At 73.5% G+C, this 22796-nt stretch carries 27 protein-coding genes and 1 pseudogene; 18 read left to right on the forward strand and 10 right to left on the reverse strand.

Annotation, left to right across the window (positions count from 1 at the left end; all coding sequences use genetic code 11):
• Positions 1–160: 160 nt before the first annotated feature.
• The 5 genes and pseudogenes from Asi02nite_RS04685 to Asi02nite_RS04705 form a co-directional block, all read left to right on the forward strand.
• Positions 161–682, forward strand: a complete 522-nt coding sequence (locus Asi02nite_RS04685) for a SigE family RNA polymerase sigma factor (RefSeq protein WP_203710886.1) — start codon at positions 161–163, stop codon at positions 680–682.
• The gene (locus tag Asi02nite_RS04690; RefSeq protein WP_203710887.1) at positions 679–1560 is read left to right on the forward strand and encodes a GerMN domain-containing protein; all 882 of its coding nucleotides are present in this window, start codon (positions 679–681) and stop codon (positions 1558–1560) included. Before Asi02nite_RS04685 ends, Asi02nite_RS04690 begins: the two co-directional genes overlap by 4 nt.
• A 43-nt stretch (positions 1561–1603) precedes the next feature.
• The gene (locus tag Asi02nite_RS04695) at positions 1604–1867 is read left to right on the forward strand and encodes a phosphoribosyl-ATP diphosphatase (RefSeq protein WP_203710888.1); all 264 of its coding nucleotides are present in this window, start codon (positions 1604–1606) and stop codon (positions 1865–1867) included.
• A 49-nt stretch (positions 1868–1916) separates the two neighbouring features.
• The gene (gene hisG / locus Asi02nite_RS04700; RefSeq protein ID WP_203710889.1) at positions 1917–2759 is read left to right on the forward strand and encodes an ATP phosphoribosyltransferase; all 843 of its coding nucleotides are present in this window, start codon (positions 1917–1919) and stop codon (positions 2757–2759) included.
• 11 nt (positions 2760–2770) lie between these two features.
• A pseudogene (locus tag Asi02nite_RS04705) lies at positions 2771–3205 on the forward strand (PH domain-containing protein); the annotation flags it as partial.
• Positions 3206–3363: 158 nt separating this feature from the next.
• Here Asi02nite_RS04705 and Asi02nite_RS04710 read toward each other — a convergent pair.
• Positions 3364–3840, reverse strand: coding sequence for a pyridoxamine 5'-phosphate oxidase family protein (locus tag Asi02nite_RS04710; RefSeq protein ID WP_203710891.1), 477 nt, complete (start codon positions 3838–3840; stop codon positions 3364–3366).
• A gap of 101 nt (positions 3841–3941) precedes the next feature.
• Between Asi02nite_RS04710 and Asi02nite_RS04715 the strand changes: the two genes are divergently transcribed.
• Genes Asi02nite_RS04715 through Asi02nite_RS04725 form a run of 3 tightly spaced genes read left to right on the forward strand, consistent with a single transcriptional unit; the run spans position 3942 to position 5490 of the window.
• The gene (locus Asi02nite_RS04715; protein WP_203710892.1) at positions 3942–4361 is read left to right on the forward strand and encodes a DUF4259 domain-containing protein; all 420 of its coding nucleotides are present in this window, start codon (positions 3942–3944) and stop codon (positions 4359–4361) included.
• A gap of 21 nt (positions 4362–4382) precedes the next feature.
• The gene (locus Asi02nite_RS04720; RefSeq protein ID WP_203710893.1) at positions 4383–4688 is read left to right on the forward strand and encodes a hypothetical protein; all 306 of its coding nucleotides are present in this window, start codon (positions 4383–4385) and stop codon (positions 4686–4688) included.
• A 43-nt stretch (positions 4689–4731) separates the two neighbouring features.
• Positions 4732–5490: an alpha/beta fold hydrolase gene (locus Asi02nite_RS04725; protein ID WP_203710894.1), complete on the forward strand. Its 759-nt coding sequence runs from the start codon at positions 4732–4734 to the stop codon at positions 5488–5490.
• 9 nt (positions 5491–5499) lie between these two features.
• Here the strand turns inward: Asi02nite_RS04725 and Asi02nite_RS04730 are convergent, their stop codons facing one another.
• Together Asi02nite_RS04730 and map are read right to left on the reverse strand one after the other, a co-directional pair.
• On the reverse strand, positions 5500–6648 hold the full coding sequence (locus Asi02nite_RS04730) for an FAD-dependent oxidoreductase (RefSeq protein WP_203710895.1): 1149 nt from the start codon (positions 6646–6648) through the stop codon (positions 5500–5502).
• A gap of 93 nt (positions 6649–6741) precedes the next feature.
• Positions 6742–7530: a type I methionyl aminopeptidase gene (gene map / locus Asi02nite_RS04735; RefSeq protein ID WP_203710896.1), complete on the reverse strand. Its 789-nt coding sequence runs from the start codon at positions 7528–7530 to the stop codon at positions 6742–6744.
• A gap of 87 nt (positions 7531–7617) precedes the next feature.
• On the opposite strand from map, the gene Asi02nite_RS04740 reads away from it, so the two are divergent.
• A complete protein-coding gene (locus Asi02nite_RS04740; protein WP_203710897.1) occupies positions 7618–7884 on the forward strand; it encodes a helix-turn-helix domain-containing protein in 267 nt (88 codons plus the stop codon).
• On the opposite strand, the gene Asi02nite_RS04745 is transcribed toward Asi02nite_RS04740, so the two are convergent.
• Positions 7881–8135 (reverse strand): type B 50S ribosomal protein L31, encoded by a 255-nt coding sequence (locus Asi02nite_RS04745; protein ID WP_203710898.1) that lies wholly within the window; start codon positions 8133–8135, stop codon positions 7881–7883. The two genes, Asi02nite_RS04740 and Asi02nite_RS04745, sit on opposite strands and share 4 nt — an antisense overlap.
• Before the next feature lie 2 nt (positions 8136–8137).
• Positions 8138–9394: a CobW family GTP-binding protein gene (locus tag Asi02nite_RS04750; protein WP_203710899.1), complete on the reverse strand. Its 1257-nt coding sequence runs from the start codon at positions 9392–9394 to the stop codon at positions 8138–8140.
• A gap of 139 nt (positions 9395–9533) precedes the next feature.
• Here Asi02nite_RS04750 and Asi02nite_RS04755 point away from each other — a divergent pair, with 139 nt between their 5' ends.
• From Asi02nite_RS04755 to Asi02nite_RS04780, 6 genes are all read left to right on the forward strand, one after another.
• Complete coding sequence (locus Asi02nite_RS04755; RefSeq protein ID WP_203710900.1) at positions 9534–10019, forward strand: GNAT family N-acetyltransferase; 486 nt, start codon at positions 9534–9536, stop codon at positions 10017–10019.
• 17 nt (positions 10020–10036) lie between these two features.
• Entirely contained in the window at positions 10037–10522 is a 486-nt protein-coding gene (locus tag Asi02nite_RS04760) for a hypothetical protein (protein WP_203710901.1), read from the forward strand.
• A gap of 124 nt (positions 10523–10646) precedes the next feature.
• Complete coding sequence (locus tag Asi02nite_RS04765) at positions 10647–12929, forward strand: HelD family protein (RefSeq protein ID WP_239126479.1); 2283 nt, start codon at positions 10647–10649, stop codon at positions 12927–12929.
• A gap of 81 nt (positions 12930–13010) precedes the next feature.
• Positions 13011–13592, forward strand: a complete 582-nt coding sequence (locus Asi02nite_RS04770) for a collagen-like protein (RefSeq protein ID WP_203710903.1) — start codon at positions 13011–13013, stop codon at positions 13590–13592.
• A gap of 117 nt (positions 13593–13709) precedes the next feature.
• A complete protein-coding gene (locus Asi02nite_RS04775) occupies positions 13710–14918 on the forward strand; it encodes an MFS transporter (protein ID WP_203710904.1) in 1209 nt (402 codons plus the stop codon).
• Positions 14915–15886 (forward strand): quinone oxidoreductase family protein, encoded by a 972-nt coding sequence (locus tag Asi02nite_RS04780; protein ID WP_203710905.1) that lies wholly within the window; start codon positions 14915–14917, stop codon positions 15884–15886. Before Asi02nite_RS04775 ends, Asi02nite_RS04780 begins: the two co-directional genes overlap by 4 nt.
• Here Asi02nite_RS04780 and Asi02nite_RS04785 read toward each other — a convergent pair.
• Together Asi02nite_RS04785 and Asi02nite_RS04790 are read right to left on the reverse strand one after the other, a co-directional pair.
• The gene (locus Asi02nite_RS04785; RefSeq protein ID WP_203710906.1) at positions 15866–16267 is read right to left on the reverse strand and encodes a winged helix-turn-helix transcriptional regulator; all 402 of its coding nucleotides are present in this window, start codon (positions 16265–16267) and stop codon (positions 15866–15868) included. The genes Asi02nite_RS04780 and Asi02nite_RS04785 overlap by 21 nt on opposite strands.
• 41 nt (positions 16268–16308) lie before the next feature.
• The gene (locus Asi02nite_RS04790) at positions 16309–16908 is read right to left on the reverse strand and encodes a CGNR zinc finger domain-containing protein (RefSeq protein ID WP_203710907.1); all 600 of its coding nucleotides are present in this window, start codon (positions 16906–16908) and stop codon (positions 16309–16311) included.
• A 118-nt stretch (positions 16909–17026) separates the two neighbouring features.
• On the opposite strand from Asi02nite_RS04790, the gene Asi02nite_RS04795 reads away from it, so the two are divergent.
• From Asi02nite_RS04795 to Asi02nite_RS04805, 3 genes are all read left to right on the forward strand, one after another.
• A complete protein-coding gene (locus Asi02nite_RS04795; protein ID WP_239126493.1) occupies positions 17027–17896 on the forward strand; it encodes a DUF427 domain-containing protein in 870 nt (289 codons plus the stop codon).
• Between the two features lie 4 nt (positions 17897–17900).
• Positions 17901–18611: an SDR family oxidoreductase gene (locus tag Asi02nite_RS04800; protein ID WP_203710909.1), complete on the forward strand. Its 711-nt coding sequence runs from the start codon at positions 17901–17903 to the stop codon at positions 18609–18611.
• A gap of 92 nt (positions 18612–18703) precedes the next feature.
• Entirely contained in the window at positions 18704–20395 is a 1692-nt protein-coding gene (locus tag Asi02nite_RS04805) for an MOSC and FAD-binding oxidoreductase domain-containing protein (protein ID WP_203710910.1), read from the forward strand.
• 108 nt (positions 20396–20503) lie between these two features.
• Here Asi02nite_RS04805 and ribH read toward each other — a convergent pair whose 3' ends face one another.
• Genes ribH through Asi02nite_RS04820 form a run of 3 tightly spaced genes read right to left on the reverse strand, consistent with a single transcriptional unit; the run spans position 20504 to position 22796 of the window.
• On the reverse strand, positions 20504–20971 hold the full coding sequence (ribH, locus tag Asi02nite_RS04810; RefSeq protein ID WP_203710911.1) for a 6,7-dimethyl-8-ribityllumazine synthase: 468 nt from the start codon (positions 20969–20971) through the stop codon (positions 20504–20506).
• Positions 20971–22203 (reverse strand): bifunctional 3,4-dihydroxy-2-butanone-4-phosphate synthase/GTP cyclohydrolase II, encoded by a 1233-nt coding sequence (locus Asi02nite_RS04815; protein ID WP_203710912.1) that lies wholly within the window; start codon positions 22201–22203, stop codon positions 20971–20973. Before Asi02nite_RS04815 ends, ribH begins: the two co-directional genes overlap by 1 nt.
• Positions 22200–22796, reverse strand: a complete 597-nt coding sequence (locus Asi02nite_RS04820) for a riboflavin synthase (RefSeq protein WP_203710913.1) — start codon at positions 22794–22796, stop codon at positions 22200–22202. The genes Asi02nite_RS04815 and Asi02nite_RS04820 overlap by 4 nt, the downstream gene beginning before the upstream one ends.

Here is a 22796-nt window from a genome sequence, read left to right on the forward strand (position 1 = left end):
AGTCACGACGCCTGTCCATCGAGTTCCCTATCACACTGATCGGGAATTTGGACATTAAACCCATGGCGCTCGTACGCCTGTCGGCGGTAAACCAGACGCACGCCTGGCGCGTCATCCTGCCGTGCCAGCCGAGTTGACCGCGCCACGTCCCGGGAGGGTCATGGCCGACCGACCACACACGCGATGGGACGCCGACGAGGCGGTCACCCATCTCTTCGGCGCGCACTACCGCCCGATGGTGCGGCTGGCCAGCCTGCTGCTGCACGAGCGCGGGATCGCGGAGGAGATCGTCCAGGACGGCTTCGTGCGGTTGCACGCCCGCTGGCACAAGCTGCGCGATCCCGACAAGGCACTCGCCTACCTGCGGGTGACCGTGGTCAACGGGTGCCGGTCCGCGTTGCGGCACCGCAAGGTCGTCGACGCCCACCTCGCGGCCAGCCATCCGCCGCCGGACGCGCCGAGTGCGGAGGCCGGCGCGCTGGCGCTGCTCACCCAGGCCGCGGTGCTCGACGCGATCCGCCGGCTGCCGGCGCGGCAGCGGGAGGCGATCGTGCTGCGCTACTACGCCGACCTGTCGGAGGCGGAGATCGCCGAGGCGATGGGGGTCAGCCGGGGCGCCGTCATGAGCCACGCCGCACGGGCGGTCGCCGCCCTGCGCCCGATCCTGGAGCGCCTGGCATGACCCCCGAAGAGACGATCCGGCGCGCGCTGGAGTCCGAGGCGTCCACCGTGGACGTCCGCCCCGACGCGCTGTCCACCATCCGCGCGCGTACCCGGCGGCGCCGTACCCGCGCCGCCGTCCGGGTCTGGCTCGGTGCCGGCATGGCCGTGGCGGCCGCCGTCGCCTTGATCTTCGCCGTCGACCGGCCGGGACCCGCCCCGCTGCCCGGGTCCCCGACCTCGACCCCGACCGCGAGCGCCGGCGCCTCGCCGACGGTCGCGGCCGGTCCGCTGGTCGCCGTGTACTGGTCGCACGACGACCGGTTGGTGCGCGAGTTCCACCGGGCGGCCGCCGCGGACACCCCGACCGATCGGGTACGCGCGGCGCTGGCGCTGATGTTCGGCACCGCGCCGCTGGACCCCGACTACACCTCGGCGTGGCCGGCGGGCACCGCGGTGCGGGACGTCACGGTCGCGGGCGACGTGGTCACGGTCGACCTCGGCGGTGCGACCTCGCCGTCCGCCCTCGCCACCCAGCAACTCGTCTGGACCGTGACCGCCGCGAGCACGCTCCCTGAGGTGCGGATCGGCGCTGGCGGCCCGGTGCTGCGGCGCGCGCCGGCGATCGACACGCTGGCCCCGGTCTGGTTGATCAACCCGCAGCACGACGACGTGGTCCGCGGCGGCCGGGTGGAGGTGCACGTCGCCGGCTTCGCCGCGACCGCCCGGCTCGACATCACCCCGGCGGTCGCGGGCTATCCCCGCGACCTGACCCTCGCCGGCGGCAGCCCGGCCCAGCGTGAGGCGCAGCTCACACTGACCGTGCCGCCGGGCCGGTACACCCTGACGGTGACCGTGGCCGGCGGCGCCTCGGACGACCACATCGTGGTCGTCGAATAGGCCGGCGTTCGGCAGCGGCGCCGCTGCCTGGTTGGATGGTCGCGTGAAGACGTTCGAGGAGCTCTTCGCCGAGCTGTCGGCGAAGGCCGAGGCCGGCACCCCGGGCTCGGGCACCGTCGCCGCGCTCGAGCGCGGGGTGCACGCGATCGGCAAGAAGGTCGTCGAGGAGGCGGCCGAGTCGTGGATGGCCGCCGAGCACGAGGGCCCCGCCCGGGCCGCCGAGGAGATCTCGCAGCTGCTCTACCAGACGCAGGTGCTGATGCTGGCCACCGGCCTGAAGCTGGAGGACGTGTACCGACATCTGTGAGCCCCGCGCTCACGGACCGGTCCATTCTCTTCCTCAGGAGTTCCCCGAAATGCTGCGTATCGCCGTGCCCAACAAGGGCACCCTGTCCCGTCCGGCCGCCGAGATGCTCCGCGAGGCGGGCTACCGCCAGCGCACCGACGAGCGTGACCTGGTCTGCCGCGACGACGCCAACGACGTCGAGTTCTTCTACCTGCGACCCCGCGACATCGCCACCTACGTCGGCTCCGGCGATCTCGACCTCGGCATCACCGGCCGGGACCTGCTGGTCGACGCCGGCAGCCCGGCCGACGAGTTGCTCGACCTGGACTTCGCCGGCGCGGAGTTCCGGTTCGCCGGGCACCCGTCGACGATCACCACGATCGACGAGATCGCCGGCCGCCGGGTGGCGACGTCGTTCCCCGGCGTGGTCGGCCGCTATCTTGACGAGCGGGGTCTGAGTGCCGAGGTGATCCGCCTCGACGGCGCGGTCGAGAACGCGATCCGGCTCGGCGTGGCCGACGTGGTCGCCGACGTCGTGCAGACCGGTGCGACGCTGCGCCAGGCCGGGCTCGCGGTGATCGGCGACCCCATCCTGACCTCGTCGGCGTTGCTGATCGGCCGGGACTCGGTGGCGTCGGCGCCGGTCGCCCAGCTCATCCGGCGGCTGCAGGGCGTGCTGGTGGCGCGCCGCTACGTGATGCTCGCGTACGACGTGCGGGCCGACCTGCTCGAGCGGGCGACCCAGTTGACGCCGGGCATCGAGTCGCCGACCGTCTCGCCGCTGCACCGCGAGGGCTGGGTGGCGGTCCAGGCCATGGTGCTGCGGTCGGACGTACACAAGATCATGGATGAGTTGTACGACCTGGGTGCCCGCGCGATCCTGGTGACCGGCATCCACAACTGCCGCCTGTAGGCTGAGTCGCCGTGAGCAGTGCAACGGTGACGTTCCGCCCGCAGCGGGCCCGCAAGGTCGCGATCGGTGCCGCCATCGCGGTCGTGGTCGTGTTCACCGTGGTCAGCTTCGGCCTGACGGGCGCGACGGGCGACGGCCCGGCCGTCTTCCAGCGCGGCGACCAGACGGCCATGATCGGGCTCGGCATCGCGTTCGCCGCCGCCATCCTGCTGTTCCTGCGCCCCCGCGTCGACGCCGACGCGACGGGCATCCGCATCCGCAACGTGATCGGCTCGTACGACCTGCCCTGGGAGGTCGTACGCGCCATCCGCTTCGAACGCGGCGTCTCGTTCGCGAGCGCGGAACTGCACGACGACGACCTGGTGACGATCGTGGCGCTCCAGATCGTCGACCGCGAGTACGCCCTCGACGGCGTCCGCGCCCTCCGCGAGTTGCTGGCCGCCCACCAGGCGACGACGGCCGCGCCGGTCCCCCCGGCGGAGGCCGAGCCGGCGCAGCAGGCGGACCCGGAGGCCGACGCGGGGGCCGTCGACCTGGCGCGGCAGGTCGACCCGCCGCAGCAGCGCGCGGCCGCGGACCAGGACGCCGCGGCGGCCGAGCCGCGTTAGGGCTCCACCCGGCGGCGGGAGTCGATGCCCGTGCCGTAGCGCGGGTCGCCGCCCGGGATGTGCACGTCGAGGTCGGTCGCGCGGGCCACGTACAGCCGCAGGTCCGCGTCGCCGGACAGCTCCTCCGGGGCGAACCGCACCGCGCCGTCCGCCACCGCGCCGAACACCTCCGCGCACCGGCGCGGCAACTCGTCGTCGGGCACCTGGGTCGCCTCGGCGTCCACGTACACCGCGCGCCCCTGACCGATCGCCACCGTCGAGTCGAAGATCACCAGGGCCACCGCGGGCCGCTCGGCCACATTGCGCGAGTGCCGGGCGCCCGGCCCGGACACCCAGTAGAACGCGCGGTAGCCGACGTGCGTGAAATAGACCGGCGACACCCGCGGCCGGCCGTCCGGCCCGACCGTGCCGAGCGACATGTACTTGTTGCTGTCGATGACCTGCCGGGCCATCTCGTCGAGCTCGTCACTCATCCGGCGCCGCCCTCCCGGTCACTGTGAGGCCGCCCATCCTGCCACGGCAGCCGCTGGGTTACCCTTCCGCTCCGAAAGATCAACAGACATGGGGGTACGAGATGGGTACGTGGGACGTAGGCCCGTTCGACAACGACGCCGCCGCCGACTGGTGCGCGGACCTCGACGACGCACCGCTGGAGCGCCGGGCCGACCTGATCCGCGACGCGCTGGACACGGCGGCGGACCCGGACGAGGACTACCTGGACGCCGACCTGGCGGCCGAGGCGGTGGCCGCCGCGGCGGTCGTCGCGGCCCAGTTGCCGGGGGCGACGCCGCTCGACTCGCCGTACGCGCCCAAGTCGGCCCAACCCGGTGCCCTGACCCTCCCCGCGGACCTGACCGACCTGGCGGTCCGGGCCCTGGACCAGGTGCTCGGCGACGACTCGGAGTGGCGCAGCCTGTGGGAGGAGTCCGCCGACGTCGCGACCGCCGCCGCCACCGTCCGCGCGCTCCGCGACGAGCTGGCCGACGCCACCTAGGCCCCGGTGTAGCTTCGGAGCATGCGTGTTCCCACCGCGTTGATCACCGCGGGTTCCCTGATCGGCGGCTGGCAGATCGCCCGCCGGACCGGCATCCGTCCGCTCGGCGGCGCGGTCCTGGCCGCCGGCGGTGTCGTGGCCGGCCGCGAGTGGGCCCGGCGCACCAGCCCGGCGGTGACCGGCGCGCTCCTGGCGACGTACGTCGGCGCCTTCGGCCTCTCGCACCCGCTCGCCAAGCGGATCGGCGCCTGGCCGTCGGTGCTGGCGGTCGCGGCCCTGACGGCGGGCGCCTCCTACGCGGCGGCCGATCGGCGCCAGCCCCGCTGACGGTTCGGCGACATCGCGGTCGTGGGCCTCGTACGGTCCAATGATGAGCGATGTCCTGTCGTACGAGGTCGCCGGTAACGGTCCCGGTCTGGTTCTGCTGCACGGCACCAGCAGCACCGGACGCCGAAGCTGGGGCCCGCTCGTGGACGGGCTCGCCGCGGCGCACACGGTGGTGCTGCTGGACCTGCCCGGCTCCGGCGCGACGCCGGTGGAAGACGGCCCGTTGGACCTCGACACGCTCGCGGACCGGGTCGCGGCCACCGCGGCCGATGCGGGCCTGCGAACCTTCGCCATCGCCGGCGCGTCCCTCGGCGCACCGATCGCGATCCGGCTGGCGACCCGACACCCGGAACGTGTGGAGCGCCTGGCCACGGTCGTCGGCTTCGCCCGCCCTCGCCCGCTGCTGCGGATGAACCTGGAACTGTGGGCGGCCCTGCTCGACCGGAACGACCCGGACCTGGGCAAGCTGCTGGTGACGCTGTCCTTCTCGGACGACTACCTCGCGGACCTGCCGGAGGACCAGATCGCCCGGCTGATCGCGATGCTGGCGACGGACCCGGCACCGGGTACGGCGGCCCAGATCGACCTGGGCCTCCGCCTGGACGTCACCGCGGACCTGGACCGCATAGCCGTACCGACGCTGATCGTGTCGGCGACGGGCGACCGCTTCGTCCCACCGGCGCAGTCCCGCGAGCTGGCCGACGGCATCCCAGGCGCCCGCCTGATCCAGGTGCCGGGCGGCCACGTGTCCCGGCTCGTGGATCCGGGACCGACGTTGTCGGCGCTTCTCGAGTTCCACTGAACGCCGACGTCACGTTCCCGGCTCGTATGTGGGCGCCTCTCGGGTTCCGCTGAATGCCGGCGTCACGCTCGGGAAGGAACCGTCCCCGAACAGGATTCGGGCCGCGGCCGCGTGCCCCGCGCGGCTGCGGAGCAGTGCGACCGCCGCCTCCGCCACCACCGTCGACCGGAGGCCGCTGAACGCTCGCCGCAGCAACAGCCGGCCCCGGAACCGGGCGCGCAGCGCGCCGCCGTCGTAGCGCCGGAGCACGTCCGTGTCGCCGGTGCGCAGGTAGTCGGCGGTGACCGTCGCCGCCAACTCGGACAGCCGCAGGCACGGGTCGAGCCCGCCCGCGGTCAGCGGCGAGACCGCACCGGCCGCATCGCCGACCAGCAGGCCGTCGGGGCAGGCCAGCCGGCGCAAGACACCACCGACGGGGATCGGCCCACCGCGCCGCTCGACGGGCCCGGTCGGCGCCGAGCGACCCGGCGCGTCCGCCGCGAACGTCTCCAGCAGCCGGCGGACGCCGGCCCGCATGGCGGCCGGATACCCCGCGACCCCGACGTGGGCACTGTGCCCGTCGGCGATGACCCACCCGAGGTAGCCGGGCGCCACCCGCGGGTCGATCACGCAGTGGAACGCCGGCGCGCTGCGCCCCTGCGCGATCGGATGCACGATCTCGGCGCCGACGATGAACCGCCGGTTGACGTCCAGGCCGAGGTCCCGGGCGACCCGCGACCGGGCACCGTCGGCCCCGACGACGAACCGGGCCGCCACCGGCTCGGCGCCACCGAGCCGCACCGCGCCGGCCGCGCGGCCCTCGTACCGGACGCCCAGCCGGACCTGTGCCCCGGCGGCCTCGGCGGCCCGTCGCGCGTGGCCGTAGACGGCGGCCATGTCGGCCACCCGGTACTCGTCGCGCTCGCTGCGCAGCCGCACCGGCGCCCGCCGCGACGGGGGATAGAGCAGGACGTCGCGCACACCGGGCCCGAGCAGACGCGCCGGCAGGTCGAAGTCGTCGAGGGTACGCCGCACGAAGATCCCGGTGGTCCGGATCCCGACGGTCAACGACCGCCGCCGGTCGACCACCAGCACGGTCAGCCCGGCTTCGGCCAGCCGGCGCGCGGTGTGCAACCCGGCCAGCCCGGCCCCCACCACCAGCACGTCGAAGCTCTCCACGCTGCGACGGTACGAGCGCCGCACGCCGCGAACCCGGGCCTGCACGCGATCCGCCACAGACCTTCACAACCGGCGCACGGGGCCCGGCGCGGGTCAGGCCGCGGGCGGGATCGTGGTGGGGCGGGCCGTCAGGACCTGCGGGCCCGACTCCGTGATCGCGACCGTGTGTTCCGAGTGGGCCGTGCGCGAGCCGTCGGCCGAGCGGATCGTCCAGCCGTCCTGGTCGTAGCGGATCTTGTCGGTCGTGGCGCAGAGCCAGGGCTCGATCGCGAGCGTCAGGCCCGGCTCCAGCCGCATGCCCCGGCCCGCCCGGCCGTCGTTGGAGACGTGTGGCGCCTCGTGCATCGTGCGGCCGATGCCGTGGCCGCCGAACTCCGCGTTGACGCCGTAGCCGTACGCGTGGGCCACCTCGCCGATCGCCGCGGAGATGTCGCCCAGGCGGCCGCCGGGCTGGGCTGCCTTGATCGCCGCCTCGAGCCCGGCCTCGGTCGCCTCGATCAGCTTCAGGTCGGCCGGGTCGGGGGTGCCCACGACGAACGAGAGGGCCGAGTCGGCGTTCCAGCCGTCGATGCCGACCGCCATGTCGATGCTCAGCAGGTCACCGTCGCGCAGGACGTAGTCGTGCGGCAGGCCGTGCAGCACCGCGTCGTTGACCGACAGGCACAGCACGTTGCGGAACGGGCCACGGCCGAACGACGGGGCGTAGTCCCAGTAGCACGACTCCGCGCCGCGCTCCTTGATGCGGCGGCGGGCGTGCTGCTCGATCTCCAGCAGGTTGACGCCGACCGCGGCCACACCCCGGAGCTCGGCGAGCAGTCCACCGACGAACTGGCCGGCCACCGCCATCCGGCCGATCTCGTCGGCGGACTTGAGCTCGATCACGGCGTACCTCCTGGTGCGGTATTTTAATGCCGGTATTTTTATACCACGCCGCACCGGACCGGCCACGACAAGGGATATCCTGCTCGCATGGTTCGCCAACCACTCACCGCCGCCCAGATCGCGGCGGGCCGGCGCCTCGGCACCGCCCTGCGGGCCGCGCGGGGCGCCCGCGGCCTCGTCGAGGTGGCCCTGGCGGCCGGCATCTCCCCCGAGACGCTACGCAAGATCGAGGCCGGCCGCCTGCCCGCGCCGGCGTTCGGCACCGTGGTCTGCCTGAGCCAGGCTCTCGACGTGCCCCTGCCGGACCTGGCCGACGCCTGGCTCGCCGACATGCCGATCCGCCAGGCCTCCTAGGACTGCTGCTTCCGGGCGTACTTGCGGCGGAACTTCTCCACGCGGCCCTCGCTGTCGAGCAGCCGCTGCCGGCCCGTCCAGAACGGGTGGCTCGCCGCCGAGATCTCGACGTCGATCACCGGGTACGTGTTGCCGTCCGTCCACTCGACGGTCTGGTTGCTGTCGGCCGTCGAGCGGGTGAGGAAGGCGAAGTCCGCCGAGCGGTCGCGGTAGACGACCTGCCGGTACTTCGGGTGGATGTCGCGCTTCATGGTCAGTCCTCCGGGTCGATGACGGTGAGCGGGAAACGGTCCGCGAACGGGTCCGGCAGCCGCGCGCCCGGGCCGAGTTCACGGTCGGTGGCGAGGCAGTCGGTCAGCAGCGCGGCGAGCGAGTCGGCGGCGAAGTCCAGACCCACGAAGGCCAGCACGGTACGGCGGTCGCCGAAGGCCGCGTCCCAGGCGAGGTCGGCCGTCGCGCGGCGGTCGGGGCTGGCCACGGCCCAGTGCGCGGCCGGCAGCGCCGCGAGCCAGTGGCCGAGGCTGCCCATGCCCACGCCACCGCCCGCCGACTCGTACGCGATGGCCGTGTCGGGTTGGGTCGCGAGCCAGAGTTGGCCGCGCCCGCGCAGCGTCTCCGCCGCCAGGGTCGACAGCGCCGCGTGCAGCCGCCCCGGGTGGAACGGGCGCCGCGCCTCGAAGAGCATCGACACCACGCCGCAGTCGGGCTCCGGGCTGTGCACCGCGATCGCGTAGCCCTCCAGTGCCCGCCCGTTCATGCCCGGCACCCGCGGGTTGTGCCGGCCGGTGTGGCGCAGCCGCGCCGCCAGATCGGTGCAGTCGACCCGGCGGCTCGCGTCGACGACCACCTGCGTCGCCCACGGGGCCAGCCGCGAGAGCAGCACCCCGGCCCTGGCGAGGTCGTAGCCCTCGACCGCCGGACCACCCCAGAGCACGGTCGTGTCCGCGAACTCGATCTGCCGCGTCACGACGTCCGCGACCGCCCGGTCGTCGTCGGCGGCCGCGTGCAGGTCGCGGTGGCGCAGGTCGTCGGCGCTGGTCAGGTCCGCGAGCAGGTGCTCGGCGTCGACGACCGTGACGTACGAGTCGAAGCGGACGGCGTCGGTCACCGGCCGGCCGTCGACCTCGCAGTGCGCGCAGGCGCCGGCGACGGCCTCGGGTTCGACCACCCGCGGCAGCAGCAGCGCGATGTCGGCGCCCGGCCGGGCGCGGCTCAGCCGCACGAGGGTCGGCAGCACGTCCTCGCGCAGCGTGCAGGACACGCACCCGTGCATGAGGGTGACCGCCTCGTCCTCCAGCACCTCGGCTGCGGTGCGGACGACGCGGCGCACGACGCCGTCGCGTACCCGGCTCAGGTCGTGGCCCACCGAGACCAGCCGTGGGTCCGCGATCTGCAGCAGGCGGGCGACCGCGGCGGTGGCGGTCGGCTGGAAGCCCGCGAGCACGGTGACGGCGGGTCGGCTGTCGACCGGCGTACGCCGGGCCGCGGTGATCGGATCCGAGTTGCTCATGGCCACATCTTGTTGGAAATGGTTTTCATTGTAAAGTTACTCCACGCCGAAGGGCGCTCCCACCGGGCTACCCGGCAAACCCGCACGCTCAACCTGAAACCTGTTGCGACCTGGGCGGACGTCGAGGGACCGTGGCGCGGTGAAGCTCGTGCCCTGGTCCGACGACGACCTGCCCCTGCTGCGGAAGATCAACACTCCGGAGATGCGCGCGCACGTCGGCGGTCCGGAGACCGAGGAGCAGGTCGTGGCCCGGCACCGGCGCTACCTCGCGCTGACCGGCGGCCAGATGTTCCGCATCGCGGTCGACGACGCCGCGGCCGGCAGCGTCGCCTACTGGAGCCGGGTCTGGGGCGACGTGCCGGTCTACGAGACCGGTTGGAACGTGCTGCCAGCCTTTCAGGGCCGGGGCGTCGCGACCGCGGCCGTGCACGCGGTGATCGCGGCCGCCCGGGCCGACGGCCGGCACCGGTGGCTGCACGCCTTCCCGCGCGTGGCGAACGCCGCCTCGAACGCGGTCTGCCGCAAGGCCGGCTTCGCGCTCGTCGACGAGACCGACTTCGAGTACCCGCCGGGTCACGTCATGCGCAGCAACAACTGGCGTTACGACCTACTGCATAGGGCATAAATGCGTACGATCCGGACGTGAAGCCTTTTACGCATCGCGCCCTCGTCGCGTCCGGCCTGGCCGCCGCCGCCCTGCTCGCCTTCGGCGGTCTCGCCCGCGCCGAACCGGAGGGCGCCGGCGCCATCCGGGCCTGCGCCAACAAGCACACCGGCGTCCTGCGCGTCCCGACCCACGGCGGCTGCGGCCCGTTCGAGAACGTGCTGGCCTGGAACATCCGGGGGCCGCGCGGCCCGGCCGGTGTGCTGGGTGCGGGCCTGTCGGTCGACGCGGCGGTGAGCGTGCCGGCCGGCTCGCAGGGCACCTCGGTCGTGGCGAACTGTCCGGAGGGGATGGTCGCGACGGGCGGCGGTGTCGCGCTCAGCACGCCGGCGCTCGACGTGCTGATCGACCGACCCGAGCCGGCCACCGGAGGACCCTTGACGGGGTGGCGTGCGGACTTCAGCAGCACCTCGAGCCTGCCGGAACCGGCCATCGTCTACGCGGTCTGTTATCCGTCCCGCTGACCCCCTGCCCTTTTCACTGTATCAGGCAGACAACCCTGCCAAATCGGCCCCAGTGCTGATTTTCGGCACCTGACCTGCCCATATGGTTTCCGGGACCACTGCCGCACGGATCCCGGGGAGCATCGTGCCCGACGTCAGCACGCAGGAGACCGCCACCGAGGAACGGGAGATCGCCGCCGAGCAACAGGTCGTCGACCGGGTCTACGCGCGCCTGGAGGTGTTGCGCGGCCAGGCCAGGGACCTCGAGGGCGAGGGGTACGGGCGGGCCGCCGGCAACTCGGCCGCCGGCCTGGTCGAGCGCGACGCGATCGTCCACCGCGCCGCCACCCGCATGCGCGAGCTCGACACGGAGGAGGAGGGCATCGTCTTCGGCCGGCTCGACTTCGACGACGGCGACATCTACCACATCGGACGGTTGGGCGTCCGCGACGGCATCCAGCCGCTGCTCGTCGACTGGCGCGCGCCGGCCGCCGCACCGTTCTACCGCGCCACCACGGGCGACCCGCTCGGCGTCGTGCGCCGCCGGGTCATCTTCTGCCGCGGCCCGCGGGTCGTCGGCCTCGACGACGACGTGCTCACCCCCGAGGCCGCCGGCGACCTGCGCGTGCTCGGCGAGGGCGCGCTGCTGGCCTCGCTGCGCCGGTCGCGTGGCCCGCACATGCGCGACATCGTCACCACCATCCAGCGCGAGCAGGACGAGGCCATCCGGGCACCCGCCCGCGGCGTCACCCTGATCACCGGCGGGCCGGGCACCGGCAAGACCCAGGTCGCCCTGCACCGGGCCGCGTACCTGCTCTACACCGACCGCGGCCGGTTCACCGGCGACCGCATCCTGGTCGTCGGCCCGTCCACCGTGTTCACCGACTACATCGGCCGGGTGCTCCCCTCGCTCGGCGAGGACAGCGTGCACCTGCGGGCGATCGGCGAGCTGTTCGACGGCGTGACCGCCACCCGCCGGGAGCGCGCGGAGGTGGCCGCGGTCAAGGGCAGCGAGCGGATGCTCGGCGTGCTGGCCGACCTGATCTGGCAGACACCGCCGAGCGCACCCCGAAACCTGCGCCTCGTGTACGCGGGCCAGGTGCTCACCCTCGACGCCGACGAGCTGACGGCGGCCCGTCGTGAGATCCGGGCGCGCTGCGAGCGGGAGGGCACGCCGCCCAACTCCGCCCGCCCGACCGCCGTCGCCGTGCTGACCGAGCGGCTGTGGTCCAGGGTGGACGGCGCGCACCTCGACCGGGAGCTGTTCACCGACGAGGCCGCCGACCGGCCGGAGTTCCACCGGTTCCTGCACGGCTGGTGGCCGGCGCTGACGCCCGCGGCGGTGCTGGGGTGGTTGGCCGACCCGACGATCGTGCCCGACGCCGCGACGCTGGCTCCGTCCTACCAGGACCAGGCGGGCTGGGCCGTCGACGACGTGCCGCTCCTCGACGAGCTCGAGGGGCTGCTCGGCACCCCGCCCCCACCGCCCCGGGCACCGAAGCCCGAGTGGCAGCTCCGCGAGCTGACCAGCGGGCCCCGGCTCGTCGACACGTTCGTGCTGAGCACCGGGTTGCGCGACGGCTGGGAGCTCTACGCCCCGGGTGTGGCGACCCCGATCGCCGTCGCCGGCGCCGGCATCGACAACGACCAGACCGGGCTGGCCCAGCGCTGGGCCGAGGCGATCATCCTGCGCGAGGGCCACCGGGTGGTGGGCTGGATCGACGGCTACGACCCGCACGGCGAGGAGGGCTACGTGCCGGAACTGGCCGAGCCGCTGCCCGTCGCGGAGGCGGACGACACGCCGGTCCCGGACCAGTACCTGCACGTCATCGTCGACGAGGCGCAGGACCTGTCGCCGATGGAGTGCCGGATGATCGCGCGGCGGGCCGCGTACGCGTCGATGACCGTCGTCGGCGATCTCGGGCAGGCGACGCATCCGCTGGCCGCGGGCGGTTGGCCGGAGTTGGTCGCCCGGCTCGGCAAGCGCGAGGTGCGCGCGATGGAGCTGCGGACCGGTTACCGGGTGCCGCAGCTCATCGCGGACTACGCGGCCCGGGCGCTGGCTCCGGGCATCGAGCCGACCCGCTCCTACCAGCCGGGCGGGACCCTGACCGTGCGCCGCGTCGACGATGTCGCGGCCGCGGCGCGAGCGGCGATCGACGGCTTGGAGACCGGCGCGACGGTCGCGGTCATCGCCGCCGACGACACGGCCGCGGCGCTCGACCTGCCGGCCGGCGTCACGGTGGTGCCGGCCAGCATGGTCAAGGGTCTCGAGTTCGACCACGTGATCGTCCTGGAACCGGCCGACATCGTGGCCGCGGAGCCGCGCGGGCTCGCCCGGCTCTACGTGGCGCTGACGCGGGCAGTGGCCGGCCTGGTGGTGCTGCACCGCCGCCCGCTGCCCCCTGAGTTGATTGACGATTTGTAGCGATTTGAATACCGACAGTCATAACTGACCTAATCTCAGCCTTGGAGTCCCATTTGGGAGGATTGACTTCAAGGAGTGAGAGTGAAGCTACTCAACCGGCGTCGCACCTGGCGGGCCCTCGGCGTGGTCGGCGCGACCGGCGCGGTGCTGCTGGCCTTCAACGGGTTCGCCCAGGCCGACGAGCCCGAGGCGGCCGGCGGCGTCATCAACGCGTGCGTCAACAACCGCAACGGCGACGTGCGCATCCCCAACCCGTTCTCGAACGACCGGCGCTGCAACCAGTTCGAGCGGCCCGTGTCGTGGAACATCCGCGGCCAGCAGGGCCCGCGCGGCTTCACGGGCCCGCGCGGGCCGCAGGGCCCCCGCGGGCCGCAGGGCCCGGCCGGGGACGACGGCCTGACTGGGCCGGGCCAGACGGTGCCCCTCTCGCAGGCGGTTCCCGCGGGAACCAGCCAGGCGTCCTGGGTCGCGTCGTGTCCGCGGGGCATGGTCGCCACGGGCGGCGGCGCCTTCGCCGACACCACCAACGTGACCCTGGTCGGCACGCGACCGGAACAGACGGGTGCCGGCCCGGTGACGGGGTGGCGTGGAGCCTTCGCGAACACCAGCGCCACGGAGGGCGGGGCCACGGTCTACGTGCTCTGCTACAACGCCCCGAGCTGAGCACGTTACGAAAAGGTTCGTGACGCACTAATAAGTGCGTGATCTTGATTGGGATCAGGGGTCCCCGGCCGCGCGTTGTCGCCAGGTAGGAGTACCACGCGCGACAGGGGATCCACGATGACCGCCACGAGAACAGCTGGCACCGCCGCGCCGGCGACAGAGCGACAGCCGGCGCGGCGGTCCTGGTTCGCGGTCCTGGTGCTCGCCTTCGCGGCCGGGATCATCGTGACGACCGAGTTCCTCCCGGTCGGGTTCCTGCCGCTCGTGGCGGGTGAGCTGCACGTCTCGCTGGGCACCGCGGGCCTGCTGGTGCTGGTGCCCGGCCTCAGCGCCGCCGTCGCCGCACCGCTGGTCATCGTGGCCGCGAGACGCCTGGACCGGCGGCCCGTGGTGATCGGCCTGGGCGCGCTGGTGCTGCTGTCCAACGCACTCGCCGCGGTGGCGCCCAGCTTCGGCGTCCTGCTGATCGCCCGCGTGTTCCTCGGCATCGCCATCGGCGGCTTCTGGGCCGTCGTACCCCCGCTCGGTTTCCGGCTCGTCGGCCGGCGGGCCGGGACCCGGGCCACGGCGATCATCCTGGCGGGCCTCTCCGCCGGTACCGTGATCGGCCTGCCCGCCGGCCAGTTCTTCGGCGCGCTGCTCGGCTGGCGCGAGACGTTCGCGGCCGCCGCCACGGTGACCGCGCTGATCGTGGCCGCCGAGTGCGCGGTGCTGCCGCGGATCGCGGCGGCCGGCCGGATGACGTTCGGACACCTGCGCGGCGTCCTCCGGGTCCCGGTCGCGCGGGTGATCGTGGTCGCCGGCACGATCGCCACGGTCGGTCAGTTCGCCGCCTCGACGTTCGTCACGCCGTACCTGCTGGAGCGGGTCGATCTCAGCTCCGGGGTCGCCAGCCTGTTCTTCATCGGATACGGCGTCGCCGGCATCGTCGGCAACCTGGTCGGGCCACGGCTGGTCGAACGCGACCAGATGGCGACCTTCGCCGGGGCCGCGCTGGCGTTCGGCGCCGTCCTCGCCCTGCTGCCGGCGCTGGCGGGCCTGCCAGCGCGGGTGGCAGTCGCGCTGGCCGGTTGGGGTGTCCTATGGGGACTCGTGCCACTCGCGCTGCAGACCCACATGCTCAGCGCGACACCGAACGCGCCCGAGGCGGGATCGGCGGTGCTCATCTCGGTGCTGCAGCTCGCCATCGCGATTGGTGCGGGACTGGGTGGCGTCGTCCTCGACTCCGCCGGGCTGACCGCGCTGTTCGTATCCGCCGGCGCCACCGCGGTGGTGGCGTCGCTGCTCGGCTTCCGAGCGACCATCCGAAAAGGAGAGACATCATGAGCCTCGTCATCCGCCAGTACGCGTACGGCGGTCCGGAGACACTCACCGCCGAGGAGGAGACGGTCCGCGAGCCAGGCCCCGAGGAGGTACGCCTGCGGCAGCATGCGATCGGCGTCAACTTCGTCGACCTCTCGTTCCGGTCGGGCCGGATCCCGAGCGGTGGCTTCCCTCTCACCATCGGTGTGGAGGGCGCCGGCGAGGTGGTCGCGATCGGCCCGGGCGTCACCGGCGTCGCGCCCGGCGACCGCGTGGCCTACCCGATCGCCCCGGGCGCCTACGCGGAGGAACGGATCGTGCCGGCGACCGCGCTGGTACGCCTGCCCGATGACGTCGACTTCGACGTGGCCGCCGCCGTCATCACCAAGGGCCTGCTCGCGGGCGCGCTGGTGGACCGGGTGACGCGGCTGTCGGCCGGGGACGTCGCTTTGGTGCACGCGGCCGCCGGTGCGGTCGGCTCGCTGGTCACCGGCTGGGCCCGGGCCAGGGACGTCCGCGTCGTCGGCACGGTGGGCTCTGCCGGCAAGGTCGCCGCCGCCCGGGCCGCCGGCGCCGATCTCGTGCTGGCGCTCGACTCCGGCGCGGACCTCGCCGGCGAGGTGCTCCGGTACACCGGCGGGCGGGGCGTGGCCGCGGTCTTCGACGGCGTAGGCGCGGCTACGGCCGAACTGTCGCTGCGAGCGGTCGCGCCGGGGGGACGCCTCGTGCTGTTCGGCAGCGCCTCCGGCCCCGCCGACCTCGATCCGCGGGCGGTCGCCGCCAAGCGGGTCGAGCTGAGCACGCCGAGCCTGGCGTCGACCGTGCCTGACCCGGTGGACCGGCAGGCCATCGCGGACGACCTGTTCCGCCTGATCGCCACAGGCCGCATTCCGGCGCCGCGGCTCACGACGTACCCGTTGAAGGACGTCGCCGACGCGCACCGCGACCTGGAGTCGCGGCGCAGCACCGGCTCACTGGTCCTGACGGTGTGACATGGCGGCCCGGTTGAGCTCGATCTCCGCCTGGTGGTCCTGGGCCCAGGCGACCATGGTGTGGGCGTGGACGAGGAAGCTCTCGCCGAGGTCGGTCAGCCGGTACTCGACGCGCGGCGGCGTCTCGGCGTAGGCGGTGCGCCGGACCATGCCGTCGCTCTCGAGCGTGCGCAGCGTGGCGGTGAGCACCCGGTGCGAGATGTCCAGGAGCGCCGCCATCAGCGCGGTGAACCGGATGGGCCCGGCGGCCAGCACGTCGAGCGCCCGCATCGGCCACTTCTCACCCAGCCGGCCGAACAGGTCCCGGACGAAGGAGACCGTGTCCGGCCGGTTGTCACAGGTATCAGCCATCACTTCGGTGACCGGGCGGTTCGGGTCCATGTCGCCACCTCCTCGCGGTTCATGGAGGGCAGCCCTCAACGCTAGCGCTGCTGCTGGTGATGGTGCGTACGCGCGTAGTGGCGGGCCACCCGCGTGCGGTTGCCGCAGATGTTCGGCGTGCACCACTGCCGTCTCGTGGTTTCGGCCAGGAACAGCATCGAGCAGGTGGGGTTCGCGCAGCGGCGCAGGCGGGCCAGGCGGGGCGGGTCGGCGAGGAGTTCGATCGCGCCGCGGGCCGTGGCCGCCAGCGCCGCGTTGCCGCCCTGCTCCGTGTGCCAGCGGGTCTCCTCACGGTAGCCCGCGCCGCCGAGCGCCAGGCGCAGGCTGGTCGGGACCGCGGCGACCGCGGCGTTGACGTCGTCGAGCGAGCCCGGCTCCGGGGCGCGGCCCTCGAGGTGGGCGTCGAACAGGTCGCGCAGCGCGGTGCGCAGGCGGCGGGTGGCGGCCAGGTCGGGCGCCGGGCCGCCGGGCAGCCGCGCCGACTGCAGCGCCCACCAGGCCCGGGCCGCGGCCGGGTCGGCGATCAGGTCCTGCGGTGGGTCGGTGACCAGCATCTTCGTGTCGACCAGGTCGAGCGCGACCAGCGGCTCGCCGCCCATCGGGAAGCCGGCCCGCTGCACGTCCGCCAGGCTTATGCTCACCCGCCCAGGGTATCCATTAGGTGAGACGATCGCGAGTTTCTCCCGGAACCGCTTGCGCGTCGCTGACTAATGCTTCTAGCGTCGAGTTATGCATTAGTTCAAACGGAGGGGGTGCGTGATGGGACTCGCCTGGCAGCAGGGGCCGCTCTCCGCCGCACCGGTGGGCCGGTTCCTCGTGCCCGATCCGCTGCCCGAGCGCCTGCTCTTCGCCGAGCGACTGCGCCGGCGGATGCGGGTGCGGCTCGGCGGCCGCTGGGTCGCCGACAGCGAGGAGGTCGTCCTGTTGCACGAACCCGGCCGCTATCCGGTCGCCTACTTCCCGGCGGCGGCCGTCGCGGGCGGGGTGCTCGAGCAGACCGACGTGGTGACCCGGCATCCCGACCTCGGGCCGACCGCGTGGTACACGGTGCACGGCGGCGCCGGCCGGGCCGAGCGGCGCGGGGCGTGGCGGTTCACGGACCTGCCGGAGCACGCCGCCGACCTGCGCGCCCGGGTAGCGTTCGGGTGGCGGGCGATGGACGCCTTCTACGAGGAGGACGAGCGGATCGTCGGCCACGCCGCCGACCCGTACCACCGGATCGACATCCGCCGCACCGCGCGCCGCCTCGTCGTGCGCGACGGTGAGCGGGTCGTCGCGGACACCCCGCGGCCGCTGGTGCTCTACGAGTCCGGTTTCGCGCCGCGCTGGTACGTGCCGCGGGCCGACGTGGACCCGGCCGCGCTGACCCCGGTCGACGGGCAGACGTTCTGCCCCTACAAGGGCCTGGCGAGCTACTACGACGTCGGCGACCGGCGCCGGGCGGCCTGGTCCTACCGGGAGGCGTGGCCCGAGGTGCGGCCGATCGGCGACCTGGTCTCGTTCGAGCCCGACCTCGTCGACGTGTCGCTGGACGGCAAGCGGCTCGCACCCGAGCCGGGCCAGGCCGTGGTGCCGCACGGCATCGACCGGGGCCTCGATCCCGACGAGATTCTGCAGCGAAGGGAGTAGGACGATGACACTCAAGGACAGGACCGTCTTGGTGATCGGTCGCGGCGGCGGGATCGCCCAGGCCACCACCGACGCCGTGCGGGAGGCCGGCGGCACCGTGGTGGTCGCCGGGCGCGACCGGGACGCGCTGGTCACCGCGTACGCGGACCCGGCGATCCGGGCCGAGGCCGTCGACCTGACCGACGAGTCCAGCGTCGCCGGTCTCGCCCAGCGCCTCGGCACCGTCGACCACGTCGTCACGACCGCGTCCGCGCGGGCCCGGGGCACCGCGGCCGAGCTCGACCCCGAGGTGGTGACGGCGTCGCTGCGGACGAAGGCGGTCGGCGCGATCCTGCTGGCCAAGCATTTCGCCGGCCGGATGCCCGCCGACGGGTCGTTCCTGCTGTTCTCCGGCGCGACGGCCGTCAAGCCCGCGCCCGGGATGCTGGCCGTGGCGGCCACCAACGGCGCGGTCGACGCGATCGTCCGCTCGCTGGCCGTGGAGCTCGCGCCGATCCGGGTCAACGCGATCTCGCCGGGCACGATCGACACCGGCGCGTACGACGCCCTCGGCGCGCGGCGCAAGGCGGCGCTGTTCGAGCAGCGCGGATCGACCAACCCGGCGCGCCGGATCGGCACGGCCGGCGACGTCGCCCAGGCGGTGGTCTTCGCGCTGACCAGCACGTTCCTGACGGGGGTGTCGCTGGGGATCGACGGCGGAGAGCGGCTGGTGTGACATGTGTGCCGCACGGGTCACCGGGCCGGCGGCGGTGACGCCCGTTGTCGGTCCGCTGCCACCGATCTACGTTGGCGACAGGGGGGACGGACATGGCAACGCTGCTGTCGGTGAACGTCGGGATGCCCAAGGACGTGGCCTGGCACGGCAAGACCGTCCACACGGGAGTGTGGAAGGCGCCGGTCACGGGGCGGGTGATGGCCCGCAGGCTCAACGTCGACGGCGACGGCCAGGGCGACCTCGCCGGCCACGGTGGGGAGCAGCGGGCGGTGCTGGTCTACCAGACCGACTCGTACGCACACTGGTCCGATTTCTTCTCCAAGGACCTCGGCGGGTACGGCGCGTTCGGCGAGAACTTCACCGTGGACGGCCTCGCTGACGACGAGGTGCACATCGGCGACCGCTACCGGATCGGCGACGCCGAGTTCGAGGTCACCCAGCCCCGGGTCACCTGTTTCCGCGTCGGGATGCGGCTCGGCGAGCCGCGCCTGCCCGCGCTGCTGGTCGGCCATCACCGGCCCGGCTTCTACCTGCGGGTGATCACCGAGGGCGAGGTCGGCGCCGGCGACGAGATCGTCCGCACCCGGATCGGCCCGCACCGCGTCACGGTCGCCGAGGTGGACGCGCTGCTCTACCTGCCGAATCCCGACCACGGCCGGATCCGCGACGCGTTGGACGTTCCGGCGCTCAGCCCGGGTTGGCAGGTGTCGTTCAAGGACGTGCTCGCGGGCGGGGGTGGCCTCGCGCCGGTCCCGACCGGCAAGGAGCCGCCGTGGACCGGCTTCCGGTCGTTGCGGGTCGAGCGGGTCGTGCCCGAGACAGCCTCGGTCACCTCGATCTACCTGGCGCCGGCCGACGGCAAGCCGCTCCCGGTGCCGGCCGCGGGTCAGTACCTGACGGTGCGGGTGCCGTCCGCCGGCACACCGGCACCGGTGCGCTCCTACTCGCTGTCGGACCCGGCCACCTACCGGATCAGCGTGAAGCGCGAGGAGCACGGCGTCGTGAGCGGGCTGCTGCAGGAGGGCACGTTGCACCCGGGTTCGCTGCTGGAGGTCGCCGCGGCGCGGGGTGAGTTCCTGCTCGCCGCCGGGGCCGACCCGGTGCTGCTGATCTCGGCCGGCATCGGCGTCACGCCGGTGCTCGCCATGCTGCACCGGCTGGCCGCGGACCGCGACCAGCGCGAGATCTGGTGGGTGCACGCGGCGCACGACCAGGCGCACCAGGCCTTCGCGGCCGAGGCCCGTGATCTGCTGCGCGCGCTGCCCAACTCCCGGGAGCACATTTTCTACGCGGTCGACCAGCGGCTGACCGGGGCGGTGCTGGAGTCACTGGCGATGCCGAAGCGAGCCGACGCTTACGTCTGCGGGCCGGAGTCCTTCATGGACGACATCCGCGCGGCGTTGGTGGACCAGGGCATGAAACCCGATCGGGTACGCACGGAGCTGTTCGCGGCCCGCTCGGCGATCAACCCGGGTGTCACGGACGCGACCCGCCGCCAGCCGCACCCGCCGTCGGGCGCGCCCGGGTCAGGGCCGGCGGTGACGTTCGCCCGCAGCGGCCTGACCGTGCCGTTCGCCGACGACGGCCCGTCGCTGCTGGAGTTGGCCGAGCGCTGCGACGTGCCGACCCGCTGGTCGTGCCGCACGGGCGTCTGCCACACCTGCGAGACGGCGCTGCTCTCGGGCGAGGTCGACTTCGACCCGGAGCCGCTGGAGCCGGCGGGGCCGGGCAACACGCTGATCTGCTGTGCCCGCCCCCGCGGCGAGGTCGTTCTTGACCTTTAGCCCTGACCGTCACCCACGACGGACCTCGCCGCGGAGCGAAGCGGAGCGGTCCCTCGCGGGAGGAACGGTCCGGACCACGACGGGCCCGAGCAAGGAGCCTTCTTCTGATCAGATCGCCCTGATCGCGAGGGCGGCGTCGAGTGCGGCGACGGTCGCCGCCCACCCCTTGTCCTCGGCCGACCCGGGCAGGCCCGCACGATCCTTGGCCTGGTCCAGGGTGTTGACGGTCAGCACGCCGTGCGCGACCGGCTTGCCCGTGTCGAGCGCGATCCGCGTCAGGCCGTCGGTCACCGAGCGGCAGACGAAGTCGAAGTGCGCGGTCGCGCCCTTGATGACCACGCCCAGCGCCACGACCACGTCGTACTTCTTCGCCATCGCCTGCGCCACCACCGGGATCTCCACCGAGCCCGCCACCCGGGCGACCGCGACGTCCGCGACCGCCGACGCCTTGGCCGCGGCCACCGCGCGGTCGACCATGTGGTCGGTCAGCTCCGCGTGCCAGCGGGCGGCGACGATGCCCACCGTCAGGCCTTCCGCGTTGACGGCGGCCACCTCAGGTTCGCCGAATCCAGCCATCAGAATCCCTCCGCGGTGTCGACGTCGTCGAGGGCGTCGAGCAGGTGTCCCATTCGGTCGCGCTTGGTGCGCAGGTACCGGACGTTCTCCGGGTGCGGGCGCACCGGCAGGCCCTCGCGGCCGACGATGGTCAGCCCGTAGCCCTCCAGGCCGGCCCGCTTGGCCGGGTTGTTGGTCAGCAGGCGCATCGAGCGCACGCCCAGGTCGTAGAGGATCTGCGCGCCGGTGCCGTAGTCGCGGGCGTCGGCGGGCAGGCCCAGGTCGAGGTTGGCGTCGACGGTGTCCCGGCCCAGGTCCTGGAGCTGGTACGCCTGCAGCTTGTGCAGCAGGCCGATGCCCCGGCCCTCGTGGCCGCGCATGTAGAGCACCACGCCCCGGCCCTCGGCCGCGACGCGGGCCAGCGCCGCCTCGAGCTGCGGGCCGCAGTCGCAGCGCAGCGAGCCGAACACGTCGCCGGTCAGGCACTCGGAGTGCACCCGGACGAGCACGTCGTCGCCGTCGCCGATCTCGCCGTAGACCATGGCCACGTGCTCGGCGGCGTCGTGGGTGGCGCGGTAGCCGAACGCGGTGAACACGCCGTGCTCGGTCGGGATGCGCGTCTCGACGACCCGCTCGACCTGCTTCTCGTGGTGCCGCCGGTAGGCGATCAGGTCGGCGATGGAGATCAGCGGCAGGTCGTGCTCGGCCGCGAACTTCTCCAGGTCGGGCATCCGCATCATGGTGCCGTCGTCGTTGACGAGCTCGCAGAGCACGCCGGCCGGGCGCAGGCCCGCGAGCACCGCCAGGTCGATCGCGGCCTCGGTGTGGCCCGGGCGGCGCAGCACCCCGCCGGCCTTGGCCCGTAGCGGCACGACGTGGCCGGGGCGCGACAGGTCGCCCGCGGTGGTGTCGAGCGAGGCCAGCAGCCGGATCGTGTGCGCCCGGTCCGCGGCCGAGATGCCGGTGTCGACACCCTCCCGGGCGTCGACCGTCACCGTGTACGCGGTGCCACGGCGGTCCTGGTTGGTGTGGTACATCGGCGGCAGCTCGAGACGGTCGGCGTCCTCCTCCCTCACCGGCGCGCAGATGTAGCCGGACGTGTAGCGGACCGTGAACGCGAGCAGCTCCGGGGTCGCCAGCTCGGCGGCGAAGATGAGGTCGCCCTCGTTCTCCCGGTCCTCGTCGTCGACGACCACGACCGGCCGGCCCGCGGCGATCGCGGCGACGGCCTCCTCGACAGTGGACAGCGTCATGACCTCTCCCCCAGTAGCCGTTCGACGTACTTGGCGATGACGTCGACCTCGAGGTTGACGAGGTCGCCGATCTGCTTGTGTCCGAGCGTGGTGAGCGACAGCGTGGTGGGGATCAGCCCGACCGAGAACGTGTCGTCACCCGCCTCCATCACCGTCAGCGAGACGCCGTCGACGGTGATCGAGCCCTTCTCCACGACGTAGCGCCGGATGGACTTGGGCAGCTCGAACCGGACGGTCGTCCACTGCTCGGCGGGCTCCCGGCCGACGATCCGGGCGACGCCGTCGACGTGCCCCTGCACGAGGTGGCCGCCGAGCCGGGTGTCGAGCCGCGCGGCCCGCTCCAGGTTGACCGGGTCGCCGGGGTGCAGCTCGCCGAGCGACGAGCGGCGCAGCGTCTCGCCCATCACGTCGGCGGTGAAACCGTCCGCGGAGATCTCGACCGCGGTCAGGCAGACGCCGTTGACCGAGATCGAGTCGCCGTGCTTCAGATCGTCGACGACGGTCTTGCCGCGGATGGCGATCAGGCCGGAGTCGTCGCCGGTCGCCGTCCAGCCGACCATTTCGCCGAGCTCCTCGATGATGCCGGTGAACAT

It is taken from the genome of Asanoa siamensis (genome assembly GCF_016862555.1).
GTDB lineage: Bacteria > Actinomycetota > Actinomycetes > Mycobacteriales > Micromonosporaceae > Asanoa > Asanoa siamensis.